The organism is Sphingobacterium corticibacter, assembly GCF_003076635.1.
GTDB lineage: Bacteria > Bacteroidota > Bacteroidia > Sphingobacteriales > Sphingobacteriaceae > Sphingobacterium > Sphingobacterium corticibacter.
The window spans coordinates 1-17,441 of the sequence record NZ_QDKG01000006.1 but is presented as its reverse complement, the minus strand read 5'-3'; the positions used below and the strand labels follow the sequence as shown (position 1 = coordinate 17,441).

The window sequence follows — 17,441 nt, the reverse complement described above, 5'->3', positions numbered from 1 at the left end:
TCTTTTTTAACGGGTGTCTCACGATTAACTAAGCGGTAATCTTGCGTACGCTGATCGCTCCGATAATCATTAAGCATCCTGCTCCCAGCAAGGCATAAATTGCTTGACCCTGAAATACATATTTGATCAAATAACCACTGGTCAATCCACTGACGATCTGCGGAAAAGTGATAAAGAAATTGAACAAGCCCATATACAATCCCATTTTTCGCGCCGGTAAGCTATCGCTCAAAATCGCATAAGGCATAGCTAAAATACTACCCCAAGCAATACCAATGCCTAACATCGCAATGATCAGCATCTCGGGTGTGGTCATAAAGTAAATAGATCCTAACGCAATACCACCAATCGTCAACGATAAAGCGTGCGTAGCTTTGCGACCAATAGCACGGGCTATCCGCGGTAAACACAAAGCATAAATCGCTGAAACGGCATTGTATATACCAAAGAGCACACCGACCCAGTTACCCGCATCGGCATAACCAACGGACGTAGTATCTCCGGCAGGTACATTATAAATATGCTCGGCAATTGCAGGCGTCGAAAATACCCACATAAGGAATAGTGCAAACCAAGAGCAGAATTGAACCAAGCCCAATTGACGCATAGCAGTCGGCATTTTTTTAATATCTTCTTGCAAGCCTTTTAAAAAGCCACGGGCTACCAAAGGCTCGGTAACGGCAGTAGCTTGTCCAGATTCGAAACTTTCCAATTCTTCGGGTGAATATTCCTTGGTCGTAAACACCGTCCAGAGAATGCTTACAATAAGCACCGCAGCACCCACGTAAAACGAATAAATCACGTTATTAGGAACGAAACCTGATTCGGCGACTTTAGACACGCCGCCATATTCTGCCAGAATATACGGAAGCCAGGATCCCAGCACCGCACCCAACCCAATCAAGAAGGTTTGCATGGAAAAACCTAGACTACGCTGTTCGCTCGGCAAATTGTCGGCTATCAAAGCGCGAAATGGCTCCATCGTCACATTGATCGAAGCATCCATAATCATCAACATTCCCGCACCAATCAGTAACGGCGGCAGCATAGCTGCCAACACCGCCGAGTTGGGCATGAAGATTAACGCGATAGCGGTAAACAGAGCCCCACCTAAGAAATAGGGTCTTCTACGACCTAAACCATTCCAAGTACGATCACTATAATGGCCGATAATCGGTTGAACAATCATTCCGGTCAGTGGCGCAGCCAACCAGAATAGGGAAAGATGCTCGACATCAGCGCCAAAGGTTTGTAAGATACGCGAAGCGTTACCATTCTGTAAGGCAAATCCCATCTGAATACCCAGAAAGCCGAAGCTCATGTGAAATATTTGCGCCACGCTCAGCGATGGTTTACGTATTGGTTTATGCATGATAGTTGGTTTATATTGATCAACAGGTACTTTTGCTTGTGCTTCATTAGCAAGTGGTAGGCCGATCGTAGTTTACATGGGTTTTAAAACTTTAAAATAATCGATTGATTACCAGGTATTCGCAACGGTATTTCCTTCTCGAAATTGGCGATAGAGGATTCCATCCCGGTCAATAGATCGGTGAATTGCAAATCCTCTTGACCAAGATGGAAAGCATCTACCACATCAGCAGGAAGATGAATGCTGAACTGTTGCTCTTGGTGCTCAAAATTGTTCACGATGAGTAGTCGTTCATCCTCCGTATAGCGCAGATATGCATATACCCGGCGCGGCATCATGGAGTTAGCCTGTTGTGCCGGCATCAAATCATAAAATCCACCCGACCTAATAGCTTTTTCGTTGCGCACTAAGTGTAATAGCTTACGATAAAATGCGCGCAAATGTTTATCTGAATCGTTCAATTGCGCCCCATCAAAGGCGCCATTGTTCATCCATTTTTGGTGCTGAGGCACACCCCAATAATCAAAAATTGTGGTGCGACCGTCTTCGCCACTAAAGCCCGCATTGCCGGCGCCGGGCTCTCCTACTTCTTGTCCACTGTAGATCATGACCGGACCGCTGGATAACGTAGCTGTAATGACCATTGCAGGCACTGCGCGCCAAGCGTCACCGCCAAAATCTGGTGAGGCAAATCGTTGTTCATCGTGGTTTTCTAAGAACCGCAGCATCTTCGATGAGTATCCAGCGACTTCGCGTCGCCACACATCTTGTATACCTTGCACACCTGCATGATCTTCGTGACGCACTAAGGTTTTCAGCGTATCATACAAACCGACTTTATCGTACAGATAATCGAATTTGCCCACCTCATAGAAGTTGGCGTATTCATTTTTATTATAGGCTTCGCCAATGAAAATTATTTTTGGGTATTCTTGTTTCACTTCTTGTACTACCCAACTCCAAAACTCGACGGGAACCATTTCGACCATATCACAACGGAAACCATCCACGCCTTTGTTCGCCCAGAATAGCAAGATATCGCGCATCTTGTACCACAGCGGTGGAATGGGTTCAAAGTGTGCAGCGTTTTGCTGTTGTATATCTACTCCATAATTCAACTTGATGGTCTCAAACCAATCATCTTTAGACGGACTAGCGGAGAACACATTGTTGCCAGTCACCTTGGCCGGGAACTCGCTGAACTGACCGTCTTTGGCGGGCGATTGGAAGGCGTCACCGCCAGGATTATATCCGGGTGGCACTTGCAAAGGTTGGTTGGGTAGGTAATAAAAATCATTGGTGCTAGCAAAAGCGACGTCGGTATGATCGTCTGCACCTAAATCGCGTACGTCTGCTGGTTTCTGATCCGAACCGTACGACCGCGCCACATGATTGGGCACAAAGTCGATAAGCACTTGCATACCGGCCTGATGTGTACGTGCGATCAATTGCTCAAATTCGCGCATACGATTTGGAACTTCTATTGCAAAATCCGGATTGACATCGTAGTAATCTTTGATAGCATAGGGCGATCCGGCGCGACCTTTTACGACATCCGGATCATCCACTGCAATGCCAAAAGCACTGTAATCTGTCATCGTAGCATGTTCCAAAACTCCAGTATACCACATGTGCGTGACACCCAGATCTTGTAGTTCGGCGAGCGCTTTTTCTGAATAATCATTGAATTTACCAACACCATTCTCCTCAATCGAACCATAATACTTATTAGTGGTATTTTTATTCCCAAAATGTCGCACCAACGATTGATAGATAATAAGCTTATGGTCTTCTATCGGTTCATTCAACGTGTTTTCTGTATTCAGTAGCTCTATTTTATTCATATGCGAAGCACAGGAAGATCCCATTATTATAGTCATTAGCACAGGCCAATACGCCTTTGGGTATCTGATATATCTCATTGTGTGATGTATAGGCGATCAGATTAGATCCAGTATCTGATTTTAGTTATGACAATACAATTCATTTTTTGTTTAACCTTTAGGTGGCAGAATGATGGTAGTTTCCAGAAAACAAGGAAACTACCATCATTTGTTTATGCCTTTGAAGTAACCACATATGGCACGTCCAACGTGCCATTGGATAGCATGACGTATTGCGTATCCCACAAAACAACCTGCACATCTTGCTTACCAGAATTGGTGACATGTACTCCTTCTTGGTCTACCTTAACTTGCAGATCTGCACCTCGGAAGGTGATTCGGAAGCTGTAGCTGTCCCACTGAGAAGGCAATATCGGTTGAAAATGAACCTTGCCATCGCGAATACGCATTCCGGCAAATCCTTCTACGATCGTCATCCAGGTACCTGCCATAGATGTGATATGCAATCCATCTTCAGTATCGTTGTTATAATCGTCCAGATCCAAACGGGAAGTCCGCAAATAGAATTCGTATGCTTTATCTTCCTTGCCCAGCTTGGCGGCAATAATGGCGTGCACACATGGTGAAAGCGAACTTTCGTGTACCGTCATCGGTTCGTAGAAATCGTAATTTCGACGAATAGTATCCAGATCGTACCGATCTTCTAAGAAATATAATCCTTGCAACACGTCCGCCTGTTTAATGTAGCAAGAACGTAAAATGCGATCCCAGCTCCATTTTTGATTTAGGGGACGCTCGGAGGCTGGCAACTCGCTCACTGGAATCAATTCCTTATCCAAAAAGCCATCTTGCTGTAAATAAATGCCACGCTCCGCATCTTCTGGATAATACATGTTGGCGACGATATGCTGCCATTTTTCTTTTTCTGCTGTCGCAAATGATGTAGTTTGCAAAATATGCTGTAGACGATCTGGGTTTGATGACGCTAATTGGTCGATAACTTCGGATGTATACTGCAAACACCAAGCAGCAATGCGATTAGTGTACCAGTTGTTGTTTACGTTGTTTTCGTACTCATTCGGGCCGGTCACGCCTAACATCACATACTGTTGCTTCGCTTCGCTCCAGTTGACGCGTTGCGCCCAGAAACGGGCAATACCTAACAGTACTTCCAACCCATACTCCTGCAGATAGCTCACATCGCCGGTATAACGTACATAGTTGTATATAGCAAACGCGATAGCACCGTTACGGTGAATTTCTTCGAATGTAATCTCCCATTCATTATGACATTCTTCGCCATTGATAGTTACCATAGGATACAGCGCAGCACCATCTTTAAAACCTAACTTAGCGGCATTCTCAATGGCTTTTTGCAAGTGTTTATAGCGATAAATCAAGAGATTTCGGGCGATTTCGGGCTTGGTGGTGGCCATGTAGAATGGAATGCAATAAGCTTCGGTATCCCAATAGGTAACGCCGCCATACTTCTCACCAGTGAAGCCTTTAGGACCAATATTCAGACGGTCGTCTTCACCCGTGTAGGTTTGGTACAATTGAAATATATTGAAACGAATGGCCTGCTGAGCGGCTACATCGCCTTCAATCTGGATGTCGCTATCTTGCCAGATCTTTGCCCAACCTGCAGCCTGTTCCTTAATTAATTTTTCGAAGCCTTTATCGGCTACGCTTTGCAGTAGAGTTTCAGCATGTGCCGATAAATCGGCTAAGGGATGGTTTTCGCTGGTCAGAATGACAGCGTATTTTGACAGGCTAGCCTCCTGCCCGCTTTCCAAAGTAAACTCATATTGCTGCGCCACATATTTCTCACGGTCGATCACCTGACCGACGGCGATAGATTGGCCATCGTGCACAAGTTGTTGGGTGACATGGGTATGCACATCAAATCCTGTCTTTTTGGTCTTCAACTGCAAGCTAATGTATTCTTCATTGGCAGAGCGAGCTACTTCATCCCAAAATTTCTCATCATAGTTGGAGTCGCGATTGCTGATATCACCATCCAAGCCACTCTCTAATAATATGTGTGCTTTGCCTTGCACGACGCGAATCTGATATGAGAGTGCTGCCGATTGCGACTCTGCTACACTATACAATCTTCGAGAAGTAATAGCGAGTTGGGTGCCATCGGGCATAGTAATTCCTACTGTACGGTGCAATACTCCGGCCTTCATATCCAATCTTCTTTCGAAGTTCGTCACAGTGACTTGGGCTAGATCTAGCAGTATACCATTCACCGTGAGGTGCAATCCAATCCAATTGGTGGAATTGATGACCTTGGCAAAGTATTCTGGATAACCATTTTTCCACCAACCGACACGGGTTTTGTCGGGATAATAGACGCCTGCTACGTAACTCCCCGAAAGGGACTTGCCCGAATAATCTTCCTCAAAGTTAGCGCGTTGCCCCATCCGACCGTTTCCGATCGAAAAAATGCTTTCCGATATTTCGTTGTATTCTGGTCTGAACTGATCTTCTATGATCTGCCAAGGGTCTTTTACTATATAATCTTTCATGTTTTTATCTATCTTTTCACCAAAAATTTTGATACGTGGTTTCCGTGTATCTCTTTGCGGCGCTTATTTTTCCTGTAAAAGTTTGCTCAAATCGGACACTAGTACATTGGCTTCAGGCAATGCACCCTCTTCGCCAATACCGATCACGTCCATACCACCCGCGATTGCGGCAGCCACACCGGCTTCGGCATCTTCAAATACCAGACAGTCCTCGGGCGGAAAGCCCAATTTACGTGCTGCGCAAAGAAATACTTCGGGGTTGGGCTTGGACAAAGTCACTTCGTTGCCATCTACAATCGCATCGAAGAAGCGTGCAATACCGGTCTTTTCCAAAATAAGGGGCGCATTCTTACTGGCTGATCCTAAAGAGATTTTCTTGCCTGCCGAGCTTGCTTGTCCTAAAAAATCCAATACTCCTGGAAGCAGATCGGAAGCTGTCATCTGGGCTACCATCTCTAGATACCAATCGTTCTTCTGCTGTGCAAGTGCCAACTTTTCAGCTTCGGTCTTGCTCACTCCTCCCCAGTCCAGTATTTTCTCTAATGATTCTACCCGACTTACTCCCTTGAGTTGCTCATTTTGAGCTACCGTAAAATCAAAACCTAATTGATTGGCCAAACGCTTCCACGCTTGGTAGTGAAATACGGCGGTATCTACCAATACACCATCCAGATCAAATATGTAAGCTGGACGATTTAATATAGTCGTTGTTCCTGATGTCATGTTGCGTTGTTGTGGTTTGTGTTGTATATGCAGATTGGCTATTATTTGATAACCTAAATCTGTTCATCTGCTTTTATTTAGGAGCGTGATCCAAGGACGCTCCTTGTATTTTATCGTAATTCTAATGCTAATGCGGTAAATCCTGGAACGGTAATCTGATCGTTGATGTCCACTTCGCGCTGGGCTACCACATCCCAGCCAATGGTATGCGACTGTATACGTTCTGCAAAACGCTGGGTTTTAATCGATTTTTCACCTTCATTGGTATTCATTATCACCATTACAGTTTTCTGATCATCATAGCGGAAGTATACGTAAATGCCATCTTCTGGCACAAACTGCATCAGTTTTCCTGTTTGCAATACGGTATTCTCTTTACGGTATACAGCCAATTTTTTCACATGGTCGAATACACTATTTTCAGTATCATTTCGGCCTTCGCTTACAAACTTATTTTGCTGATCTCCTGTCCATCCTCCTGGAAAATCTTCCCTAACTTTCCCGTCTGGATCTGCAAAATTTTTCATCGCAATTTCAGCACCATAATACAGTTGCGGAATGCCTCGGGTGGTCAATAGCCATGTCAAACCAGATTTGTATTTGTTGATATCTTCGCCCACAATTGACAAAAATCGACTCACATCGTGATTATCCAAGAAAACGACATTCCGTGTCGGATCTTTGTAGATATAATCATTGGCTAAGGTGCTATATAAAGCATTCACCCCTTCAGTCCAGCCGAATGGCTCGGTGAAAGTTTTATTAATCGCATGGAAAGTTTGAAAGTCAGTGACCGCCTGTAAGTGTGTATCGAAGTGCTGATTGATGGTGCTTCCTTCGGTAAAGACGGCTTGATTTGTCATACCATTGACCCACGTTTCCCCAAAATAGGTCATACTCGGATATTCTGCGGTAATATCTTGTGCCCATTTGGCCATGTACTCGGCATCATTATAGGCATACGTATCTAGACGAAATCCGTCGACACCAGCATACTCGATCCACCAGATATGGCTCTGGGTGATGTAATTTTGCATGAACTCGGTGCGCTGATTAAGATCGGGCATAGAAGGTACAAACCAGCCATCGGTCATCTTACGTTTGTCGGACTGCGCGGCATAAGGATCAAATAATACTTGATCTTTGTAGGTGGTGTTGGTGTATTCGTCCCAGTTATTGAGCCAATCTTGGAAAGGCTTATCTTTTACCGTCCAGTGCTCAGCGCCCACGTGATTGTGTACCAAATCCTGAATCAGTTTCATATCTCTTTTGTGTAGCTCATCGGCCAATTGGCGATACAATTCATTGGTACCTAACCGTGGATCGACTTGGTAAAACTCAGTAGCCGCATAGCCGTGGTAAGAAGCTTTTTCCATATCGTTTGTCAACACAGGATTGAGCCATACAGCCGTCACGCCCATATCTTGTAGGTAATCCAAATGATCGATAACTCCTTGGATATCGCCACCGTGACGATAATACAAGGAGTCGCGGTGCAAGTTGGTTTCGCGCGCGCCTTGGATCACATCATTAGAGGGATCGCCATTGGCAAAGCGATCGGGCATGATGAGGTAAATAAAATCTTCGTTGGTCACGCCTTGTGCTTTCTTTTGCTTGGTATCGCGTGCCGCTAAAGTATAAGGCATGACGATATCTGCCTTTCCTTGCTCATAAAATACAATATTGAACTCGCCGGCTTTGGTTTTAGCATCGATTTTCAAATCAAGAAACAAATAGTTCGGATTTTCTACCCGATTTACTTTGAGCAGTTCCACACCTTTGTGATTAATCTTTGGGGTGCGTGTACCAAGGTCTTTATGAAAAACCATCAATTGTACATTCGGATTTTTCATACCCACCCACCAACTTAATGGAGCGATTCGAGGTTCGTCACTCTTCCGCATTTGTTGTGAGAATGCCGCAGTCGTTCCAAAAATCAATAACCAGATTAGGCTGGCAAAAAAAGGTTGCATCTTCATATTTGTTCGTCTTAATAACTAAAAAGGTATCCTCACGAAGGGTGAGGATACCGAGGTATTCTGTTTTACTGTGCTTCTATGGTGTAGGTATAGTAGCCTGCATTGCGAAGATCAAGCGTGACTAAGTAACGTCCGCTTTCTGCGATTCGTAGGTTGCCACCGCCGTTGCTGAGTACGCCATTGCGTGCTCCAGCACCAAGGTTGATGGCGTAGGCATTATTGGCGCGGAACTTAAATTCGTCTGCATTCATGTCTAATGTAGCTGTCCACAATCCGCTGTTCGCATCATAGGTTAGTGCCACATCATCGGTATCGCCCCAACCTCCGGCTGCTGCACCAATAATACCCCAGGTTACCAGCGTAGCCGACCAATCTAAAGTTTCGGTATCTGCTTTCAGCAAATAATAACCTGCTGCTGGCACTTCTAAGTTTCCGGCATCGCCGGCGACGCTCAACTTACCAGCTGCAGCTGCTGCACCGTAATTGGTGCCATCCCAGTTGGCTTGGCTTGAAAACTTAAATGCTAAATTGCCAGCTGTGAAATTGGCATAACCTTCGTATTTACTATCGCCCTCGATCGACCCGACGCGGAAATCATTGCTATGAGACCAACCATTCAACGCACCAGCGATAAATAGAGAGGGTAATAGCACCACGTCTTCATATGGCGTGGCCTTTAATTCAATGACATTGGAGTACATAATATTGTTTGGCGCTAGCGTCATAGCTAGTCGTGCCAATAGAACAACGGGCTGCTCGGGAGCAACTTTGGCTTCTAATAAGGCGGTATTAAGTGTATTCACCGTAATACTTGCAGAAATTCCTTCTGCATCTACAGTGAGCAGCGGGCTTCCTTGGAAATTGCGCTCTTGCGTGCTGATTTGGATGCTATAACGCAAGATATTACTACTTACCGCCTCATTTGACCAGTTGACTTCTAATGGCGACCAATTGAAAGTAAAGGCCGTATCGGTCGCATTTTGCTGTAGCAATACTAGCGAATCGGACGATGCCGTTAGTGTAGGCAGCTCACCTGTCGTGACGGTGACCATCTCGTTATCCTTCTCGCAGGATCCCAATGTACTGGCCACACAAGCCAACGCTACTGCTATGATATGATTGAATTTCATGTTCGTATATTCCTAAATTTTCACAATTAGTTTGGATTAATAGCCTGGGTTTTGCATCAGGTTTGGATTGGCAATCACGTCAGATGCAGGCAAAGGATAAATGGTTCTGAAGTCAGGCACCGATGTGCCTGCTGCTGTACCACCTTTGAATGGCCAAACGTATGCTGCACTAGTGTAACGACCAAAACGAATCAAGTCGGTACGGCGGTAGCCTTCCCAGTAAAATTCACGTGCGCGCTCGTCTAAAATAAAGTCTAGATTGATGCTGCTTACATCGCCCGTATTATTGCCATATGCACGGCGACGTACGGTATTGACATAATTGATGGCTTCACCCATATTACCACCTCCACCACGTAATACGGCTTCCGCATAGATCAAGTAAGCATCTGCTAAGCGCATTAATGGGAAGTCGGTCGATACTTGGGTACCGTCGTTGGAAGGTGCAGCGACACCGTTGCGATCCACGTTTTTAAATTTCGTAACCGCTAGGCCTTGTACAAAAACAGCCGGGTCCGTAATGTTGGGGTCTTCGCCGAAGAACATCGCTCTACGATCGGTCTGCCCACTTGGATCAGCAAATTTTGCTGGCAAAGTACGACGACTGCGATTACCGCCCCATCCGCCGCTAGGAATACCCAAGGCGGCCATATTCATACCCGAACCGCTGGAAGAATTGACTAAAAATGTTGTACCACCGAAGTTTTGGGTTCTGATGGCGTCGTAGTTGATGGACAGGATCACTTCATCTTGCCCAATATTATTATCGGCTAAAAATAGGTGTGCGTAGTTTTCCTTTAATGTATAGGCCGAATTAATCACACGCGAAGCATAGCTAAGTGCGTCTTGATAACGGCCAGTGCCAGTGTAGACTTCCGCATTCAGGTACAATTTGGAAAGCAACATCCAGGCTGCTGCCTGATCGGCACGACCATATTCATTCTGACGCGGTGCCACCAATTCTTCCTGTACGGCCAGTAATTCAGATTCTACATAATTAAATAGATCTACACGGCTAATCTGCTCAGGAGGTGTTTTACCAATCGTATTTTCTTCGGTTACAAATGGTGGGTTACCAAACAAGTCCATCATCACCCAATACTGATAGGCGCGCAGGAAACGAGCTTCGGAGCGAAAACCACGTACAGCTTCTGCATCTGCACCCACAATACCGCGGTTGGCTAAATTATCATCAGAACTCTCCCGAATAAAGTCATTAGCAACGGTGATCTGATACATAGAACGTGCATACATACCTAAAACCATCACATTATTGGAAGACCAGGTTAAGCTGTTTATCTCTGACACGCCTGGATCTTGTATCCAAGCACAAATGGCATTATCAGAAGCCACTTCTTGTAAATTAAAATATAAGCGTAAGAAATCGGATGCGCCAGCATCGATACCGGCAATATCTCCATCACCCGAGGTGCCTCTACCGCCAGACATAGCCATACTTCCATATACCTTACCTAAAGATTGTTTGTAGCCTTCAACGGATTGATACACGACCTCGGAGGTCACGTCGTTAAGTGGAACTAAATCCAGCTTATCGTGGCAAGAAGACGCGCTGAACAGGCTAGTTGCAGCGACTATATAGGTTAAAAAATTGCGTTTCATAGTGTTTTCTCTTTAAAATTGGATTACAAATCAAGGTTTACACCCAATACAAATGTGCGTGGACGTGGATACAGGTTATTGTCAATACCACCTTGTATTTCAGGGTCAATACCTTTGTAGCCACTCAATACAAACACGTTTTGTACATTGCCCGATACACGGATATTTTTTCCTTCGCCTAAAGCATTCATGAAATTATAGCCCACTGAAATATTATCCATACGCAGGAATGATCCGTCGTGTAAATAAAAATTGCTCAACGCACTGTTGTTAATAAAATTGGTATTTGTCAACGAGCTTGGTGCATTGTTTATAATGCCAATTGGACTTAATACATTGTTGCGAATAGCCAAGTTAGAGCTAATATTATCATAGATATGTTGTCCAAGATTCGAACGTAGTACCGTGCTGAATGTCCAGTTTTTGTAGTCTATGCCAGTAGAGAATCCAAGTAAATATCGGGGCAGTGGTGAGCCGAACAAACGACGATCGGACTCGTTACCAACGCCGTCGCCATTAATATCTGCATAGACTCCCTCTAACGGACGACCGTCCGCACCATAGATTTGCTGTTGCAAACGGTATGTAAACGGGCTATAGCCCACTACGTGCGCCTGTACATTCTGACCCGTACCGCCCGTGATTCCACCAACTTCTACAAAGTAATTTGGATCAGCTACGGCTGTCAGGTTGGTTACCTTATTCGTATTGTACGTGAAGTTAAAATTGACATTCCAACTAAAATTCTCGCGGCGTACTGGTATGGCATTTAGATTAAATTCTACCCCGGTATTTTCCATATTACCGACGTTGGTCAGTAGGCGGTTGCTGAAATTGGTACCAATTGGAATAGGAATGGTACTTAATAGATCCCGCGTATTCTTACGATACACATCAATACTACCATCTATGCGGTCGCCTAGGATACCGAAATCGACTCCGGCATTGTACGTCGCCGTGCTTTCCCAACGAAGATCTCTATCGTAGGCGATCGGGGAATATGTGCGGTAGAATTCTTCACCAAATTGGTACTGTGCTTCATTGACACTTAGATAGTAGTTAGGAAGATACGAGTAATTCGCAATACCATCTTGCTGGCCGGTAACGCCATAACTCAGGCGAAGATTTAGTTTGGATAAGGTCGTAACATCTTCCAAAAAAGATTCACGGTTTACTCTCCAGGTTACGCCCGCTGATGGAAATACACCCCAGCGATTTTCCGGACTATACCGGGAAGAACCATCGGCGCGTAGTGTTCCAGAGATGATATATTTCTCATTTGCCGTATAAGTTGCACGTCCAAAATAAGAGATCAATCTATTCTGCTGAATGTCTCTAGGAAATACCGGCTCCGTTAAGACTGTTCCATCAGCACGTAAACTAGGGTAATTATTAGTCGCTGTTTGGTAATCATAATATCCATAACCCGCCGTCGCATCCAAGTGACCATTGATAGCAGAAAATGTTTTATTATAATTCAAATAAAATTCACCCACCAAATTGGTGTAATCGTTCATAAAACGGGTTTGCAAACCCTGTGTACGATTCTCCATGGCGGCGAAATCTGGCACGAATACACCTCCTTGTCCGCGGGAGATATCATACCCCAGATTCAGGTTAGCTCTTAGGCCAGAAATAAATGGCATCGTATAATCGATCTGCACATTACCAAAGCTTCGTGCAACTTTTGCGTCGTCGTCTTTCAGGTTTATCATCGCCAATGGGTTACGAGGTGCCAATGGGTGAGGCAAATCGCCCTGCATATATTCGAAATAATTTCCACAGGCATTCTCTTGGTAAACAGGTTGCGTAGGATCAAAGACAATGGCAGAACCAATCGCACCATCATTCGCAAACATGGAGTTCTGCAGTGATCCTTTTAAGTTCAACTCAACCTTTAAACTATTATTAAAGAACTTTGGTGTAACTGATAGACTGGCAGAGGTACGATCCATTACATCTCTTTTCAATACTCCTTGCTGGTTAAGATAACCAACAGAAGCGCGATATGGCAGGCCTTTGTATGCGCCTGCGATACTCACGTTATTGTCCGTAGTGAATGCGGTGCGGTAGATCTCGCGTTGCCAATCCGTATTTTCAGTACCCAAACGGGCGATTTGTGCTGCCGTACCGTAGGTATTGACGTAAGAACGTAAACTATCTGCCGACATGACCTCATAGTACTTATCGATGGTGGACAATGAGTTTACTGTGCTAAAATTAATGCGTGGTGCACCAGTTGTACCCTTTTTTGTAGTAATCAAAACAACGCCATTAGAAGCACGGGATCCATAGATAGCCGTGGCATTGGCATCTTTCAAGACCGTGAATGACTCAATATCATTCGGATTAATAAGAGACATTGGGCTGGCTGATCCATTAATTGTGGTGGGGCTAAAAGGAACTCCATCGATCACATATAATGGATCATTACTGGCATTTAGCGAAGCGCCAGCACGAATACGAACGGTACTTCCTGACCCAGGTCGACCACCAGCAGACGTAATCTGAACACCCGCTGCTTTACCCTGAATTAATTGCTCAGGCGTCGTAATAACCCCACTTTGGAAATCTTTGGATCCAATTGCGGTAATTGAGCCGGTTAATTGATCTCGACGTTGGCTACCGTACCCAATAACGACAACTTCTTCTAAATTGCTGGAAGATTCTTGAAGTTGAATGTTTAGGGTATTGGATCCAGCAGCGATTACGATAGATTGTTGTGCTGTTTCGAATCCAACGACTTCTACGGTAACCATGCGATTACCTAATGGAACACCATTAAATGCATATTCTCCCGCTTCGTTGGTAGAGATGGCCAGTTGCGTGCCTAATACACGAACTGTTGCTCCTTGCACCGCTTCGCCGCTCCGCGTCGAGACACGCCCCGCCAGATTGTTGTTTTGCGCAAAAGCAGACATGAACAGCACCATCAATAAGCTAATGCTCATCACTGTGCGTAATGTAAAATTGCTGATCATAATACTAATTTGGTTTATAGATTTATTTACTGTTTGTGTTGTTTTTCGGTAGCAAATAGCGCTGGCAGATCATATACATCTCACCAAATAGAATAAAACAACCCAACCACGGACCGAAGTCTGAACGGGTATTTGCATCTGCACGCTAACGTCTTTGTTTACTTTAATTTATAATTGCGGCCGAAGGCCAGTATCATCACAATGAGATCGTTCCCGGGAACGTTCCCAAAACGGTACTAAGGTAGCACAAAAAATAAATTACACAAAGTAAGTGCGAAAATATTTTATACTTTGCGACTGGAATGTTGAAATATCAACTCAGAATCTAAAAAGAGAAGGTTACGTATTCCGTCTGGCTTGCGACCGCACAGGATATCAAATAGTTGTGAAGTAGCTTGTATCCCCATCTCATACGCAGGTTGTTTGACGACACTGAGAGATGGTTGCAACATATCAGCAATATCGAGACAAGAGAAACAGATTAACTTAAGATCATTAGGAATGGTCAGATGGAGCTCTCTAGCGACACGAATGGTGCTCATTGCTAAACGTTCTACCGAAGCAAAAATAGCATCTGGATGCTGGATTTGTATCAATGTCTTGATATCTTGGTAATTGACATGCACATCGTTGGATGTATCCAATATCAATTGTTCGTTGATGGGCAGCTTCGCTTCTTCCAGCGCTTTTTTATAGCCTTCCATCCTTATTTTGCCGATAGATACGTCCTTATTAACCGCTAAGTAAGCGATCCTTTTCGCTCCGTTAGTGATCAAGTGTTTGGTTGCCTGATAACTGGATTCAAAATCATTGCCAGTGATGCAGGCTGTAGGTACATCTTCATAATAGCGATCAAAAAAAACAAGCGGCACTTTATTATTTTGCAACAATTTGAGGTATTCATGATTGTTGCCTTCTCCTGATCCAGACATGATGACTCCATCCACACGTCCATTCACCAGAGTTCGAATAATATCTGCCTCCTTCTCCGCACTATGATCCGTGACGTAAATCAATACGTGATAACCATTATTCCTAGCGACCCACTCTATGCCTTTAATGGCCTGAGAAAAAAACTTATTACCAAATTCTGGAATAATGATGGCGATCGTGTGGCTTTTATTGCCACGCAAATTGCTCGCATAGAGATTTGGCGAGAAGCCTAGCTCATTGGCCTTCTGAAGTATCTTTTCCCGCGTTTTTGGGTTGATATCTTCGCTATCGCGGAATGCCCGTGACACGGTTGATTTGGAAAGCCCTAATGCCGCCGCCAATTCTACTATAGTGATGTTATTTGCCATACCTATTGATTAAGCAAACATAGTTAAAAAACGAATTAGTTGATCTGTTAACTAGCACAGATGCGTAAGATTTGCCACGCTAAATTGTTGCCAGACCACCATCAATAGTAGATTAGCATAACTAGGATAGCATCAAAGACCACAACATCTATAGCTATGATTGTACTGAAGGAACGGGATAAAAAAAAGACTACAATTTCAATCTATTCTTGCATGATACGTTTTGCAAGATCATCTTTAAATTCGTTCGTAGATACAGCTAATTGCTGTTTTAATGATTTAACTAATTTCGGATTAGTATTCAACATTATATCATAAATATTGTTTAGTTCTTGCGGATCTTCGTTCAAATCGTACAATTCCCAAAAATCCTGCTCTCCGTAGAAGCGTACTAATTTGAATTGGGGCGTTCTAATGCCAAAATGTGGTATGACACGATGAGGTTGTGGATATTCATAGTAATGGTAATAGGTTTGTTGCCGCCAATCACCGGCCTTCTGCTGCAAAAGCGGTAAGAAAGATTTTCCTTGAATTTCGGAAGGAACAGTTGCACCCGCAATCTCCAGTAAAGTTGGTGCCCAGTCAATATTAAGAACCTGCTCGCTAATAACAGAGCCCATCTTGATAACACTCGGATAGCGAATCATAAACGGTGTACGCAAAGATTCCTCATAGATAAACCTCTTATCAAACCAACCATGTTCCCCTAGATAAAATCCCTGATCAGAACCGTAAATAATAATTGTATTCTCTGATAAACCGTGCTGATCTAAAAAATCCAACACCATACCAATATTACGATCTACAGCGTTAGCTGTGGCAAAATAATCTCGCATATAACGCTGAAATTTCCACTCTATAAGCGCGTTACCCTTAAGTTGATTGTCATTAAATTCTTTACTGATTACGTCACCATAATACGACTTATAGGCACTGCGCTGATGATCATTTAATCGTCTGTAAATAGCATCTTTTTCATAATCTACATTGATCTTGAGGTCAAATATTAAATTCATCGTCTCAGCAATAGACATATCTTGATGTGCGGCAGCTATGCGCCCTTTATAAGAATCATAGAAACTTGCAGGTAGGGGAAATATCACATCATCGTAGGAACCTAAATCTTCTACAGCTGGCAACCACTCACGATGGGTAGCTTTTTCACCGATCATCAATAAAAAAGGTTTATCCTGATCTCTATTCTTCAACCAATCGGTAGATAACGTCGTAATGATATCGGTTACATAGCCTTCATAGTTTAGGGTATCATGATGCTGGTTTATAAAATCAGGATTGAAATAATGCCCTTGATCGGGAAGAATATTCCAATAATTAAATGCATCATCTGGTAAAGTTTCTAAATGCCATTTGCCAATCCAAGCAGTTTGATAACCAGCATCATTTAACGCCCTTGAAAATAGAAATTGATTGATGTCAAACTGATTATTATTTGATACAAATCCATTAATGTGGCTATACTTACCGGTCAATAAGGCAGCTCTACTAGGCCCACAAATAGAATTAGTGACGAAAAAATTAGTAAAAATAGCGCCTTCCTTAGCAATTCGATCAATATTAGGAGTTCTTGCCAATTCATTACCATACGCACCAATAGCTTTATTGGTGTGATCATCTGAAAGGATAAAAATTATATTAGGTTTGCCTACCGTGGCTATACTAGAGGTTTGTGAAAGGCTGGGCAGGGAAAAAATAATTAGAAAGCAAACACTATATATAAGACATCTCAACATATCAATTAAGTTTAAGAATGTTAAAGATATATATTCTTAACCAATAACATATTCTTTCGGCTGCCTAGTGCTGATACAAAAAATCTATAAACGCAAAAAAGCCCTTGCAAAGTTTTTTGCAAGGGCTTTAGTATAAAATTAGGCACCGACCTACTCTCCCACCTGTTACGGCAATACCATCGGCTCTGGCGGGCTTAACTACTCTG

At 43.7% G+C, this 17,441-nt stretch carries 10 protein-coding genes; all 10 read right to left on the bottom strand.

Annotation, left to right across the window (positions count from 1 at the left end):
- Positions 1–28: 28 nt before the first annotated feature.
- The 10 genes from DC487_RS14225 to DC487_RS14180 all read right to left on the bottom strand — a co-directional run bounded on the left by DC487_RS14225 (position 29) and on the right by DC487_RS14180 (position 17,235).
- Entirely contained in the window at positions 29–1,372 is a 1,344-nt protein-coding gene (locus DC487_RS14225) for an MFS transporter (protein ID WP_207774437.1), read from the bottom strand.
- A gap of 83 nt (positions 1,373–1,455) precedes the next feature.
- Complete coding sequence (locus tag DC487_RS14220; RefSeq protein WP_116776819.1) at positions 1,456–3,216, bottom strand: alpha-amylase family glycosyl hydrolase; 1,761 nt, start codon at positions 3,214–3,216, stop codon at positions 1,456–1,458.
- 212 nt (positions 3,217–3,428) lie between these two features.
- On the bottom strand, positions 3,429–5,750 hold the full coding sequence (locus DC487_RS14215; RefSeq protein WP_116776635.1) for a glycoside hydrolase family 65 protein: 2,322 nt from the start codon (positions 5,748–5,750) through the stop codon (positions 3,429–3,431).
- A gap of 63 nt (positions 5,751–5,813) precedes the next feature.
- Positions 5,814–6,473: a beta-phosphoglucomutase gene (pgmB, locus tag DC487_RS14210; protein WP_116776634.1), complete on the bottom strand. Its 660-nt coding sequence runs from the start codon at positions 6,471–6,473 to the stop codon at positions 5,814–5,816.
- A 110-nt stretch (positions 6,474–6,583) separates the two neighbouring features.
- Positions 6,584–8,452: a glycoside hydrolase family 13 protein gene (locus DC487_RS14205; RefSeq protein ID WP_239016395.1), complete on the bottom strand. Its 1,869-nt coding sequence runs from the start codon at positions 8,450–8,452 to the stop codon at positions 6,584–6,586.
- 65 nt (positions 8,453–8,517) lie between these two features.
- Positions 8,518–9,582: a SusE domain-containing protein gene (locus DC487_RS14200; protein ID WP_116776633.1), complete on the bottom strand. Its 1,065-nt coding sequence runs from the start codon at positions 9,580–9,582 to the stop codon at positions 8,518–8,520.
- Positions 9,583–9,618: 36 nt separating this feature from the next.
- Complete coding sequence (locus DC487_RS14195) at positions 9,619–11,202, bottom strand: RagB/SusD family nutrient uptake outer membrane protein (RefSeq protein WP_116776632.1); 1,584 nt, start codon at positions 11,200–11,202, stop codon at positions 9,619–9,621.
- Between the two features lie 23 nt (positions 11,203–11,225).
- The gene (locus tag DC487_RS14190; protein WP_116776631.1) at positions 11,226–14,183 is read right to left on the bottom strand and encodes a SusC/RagA family TonB-linked outer membrane protein; all 2,958 of its coding nucleotides are present in this window, start codon (positions 14,181–14,183) and stop codon (positions 11,226–11,228) included.
- Positions 14,184–14,467: 284 nt separating this feature from the next.
- A complete protein-coding gene (locus tag DC487_RS14185) occupies positions 14,468–15,484 on the bottom strand; it encodes a LacI family DNA-binding transcriptional regulator (protein WP_116776630.1) in 1,017 nt (338 codons plus the stop codon).
- Between the two features lie 203 nt (positions 15,485–15,687).
- Positions 15,688–17,235: a sulfatase family protein gene (locus DC487_RS14180; RefSeq protein WP_116776629.1), complete on the bottom strand. Its 1,548-nt coding sequence runs from the start codon at positions 17,233–17,235 to the stop codon at positions 15,688–15,690.
- Between the last annotated feature and the right edge of the window lie 206 nt (positions 17,236–17,441).

What these genes read in the sequence shown, in the direction of transcription:
- DC487_RS14190 (WP_116776631.1), bottom strand. Translation starts at nt 14,183, where the DNA reads ATGATCAGCAATTTTACATTACGCACAGTGATGAGCATTAGCTTATTG.
- DC487_RS14220 (WP_116776819.1), bottom strand. Translation starts at nt 3,216, where the DNA reads ATGAATAAAATAGAGCTACTGAATACAGAAAACACGTTGAATGAACCG.
- DC487_RS14200 (WP_116776633.1), bottom strand. Translation starts at nt 9,582, where the DNA reads ATGAAATTCAATCATATCATAGCAGTAGCGTTGGCTTGTGTGGCCAGT.
- DC487_RS14195 (WP_116776632.1), bottom strand. Translation starts at nt 11,202, where the DNA reads ATGAAACGCAATTTTTTAACCTATATAGTCGCTGCAACTAGCCTGTTC.
- DC487_RS14180 (WP_116776629.1), bottom strand. Translation starts at nt 17,235, where the DNA reads ATGTTGAGATGTCTTATATATAGTGTTTGCTTTCTAATTATTTTTTCC.
- pgmB (WP_116776634.1), bottom strand. Translation starts at nt 6,473, where the DNA reads ATGACATCAGGAACAACGACTATATTAAATCGTCCAGCTTACATATTT.
- DC487_RS14215 (WP_116776635.1), bottom strand. Translation starts at nt 5,750, where the DNA reads ATGAAAGATTATATAGTAAAAGACCCTTGGCAGATCATAGAAGATCAG.
- DC487_RS14185 (WP_116776630.1), bottom strand. Translation starts at nt 15,484, where the DNA reads ATGGCAAATAACATCACTATAGTAGAATTGGCGGCGGCATTAGGGCTT.
- DC487_RS14205 (WP_239016395.1), bottom strand. Translation starts at nt 8,452, where the DNA reads ATGAAGATGCAACCTTTTTTTGCCAGCCTAATCTGGTTATTGATTTTT.
- DC487_RS14225 (WP_207774437.1), bottom strand. Translation starts at nt 1,372, where the DNA reads ATGCATAAACCAATACGTAAACCATCGCTGAGCGTGGCGCAAATATTT.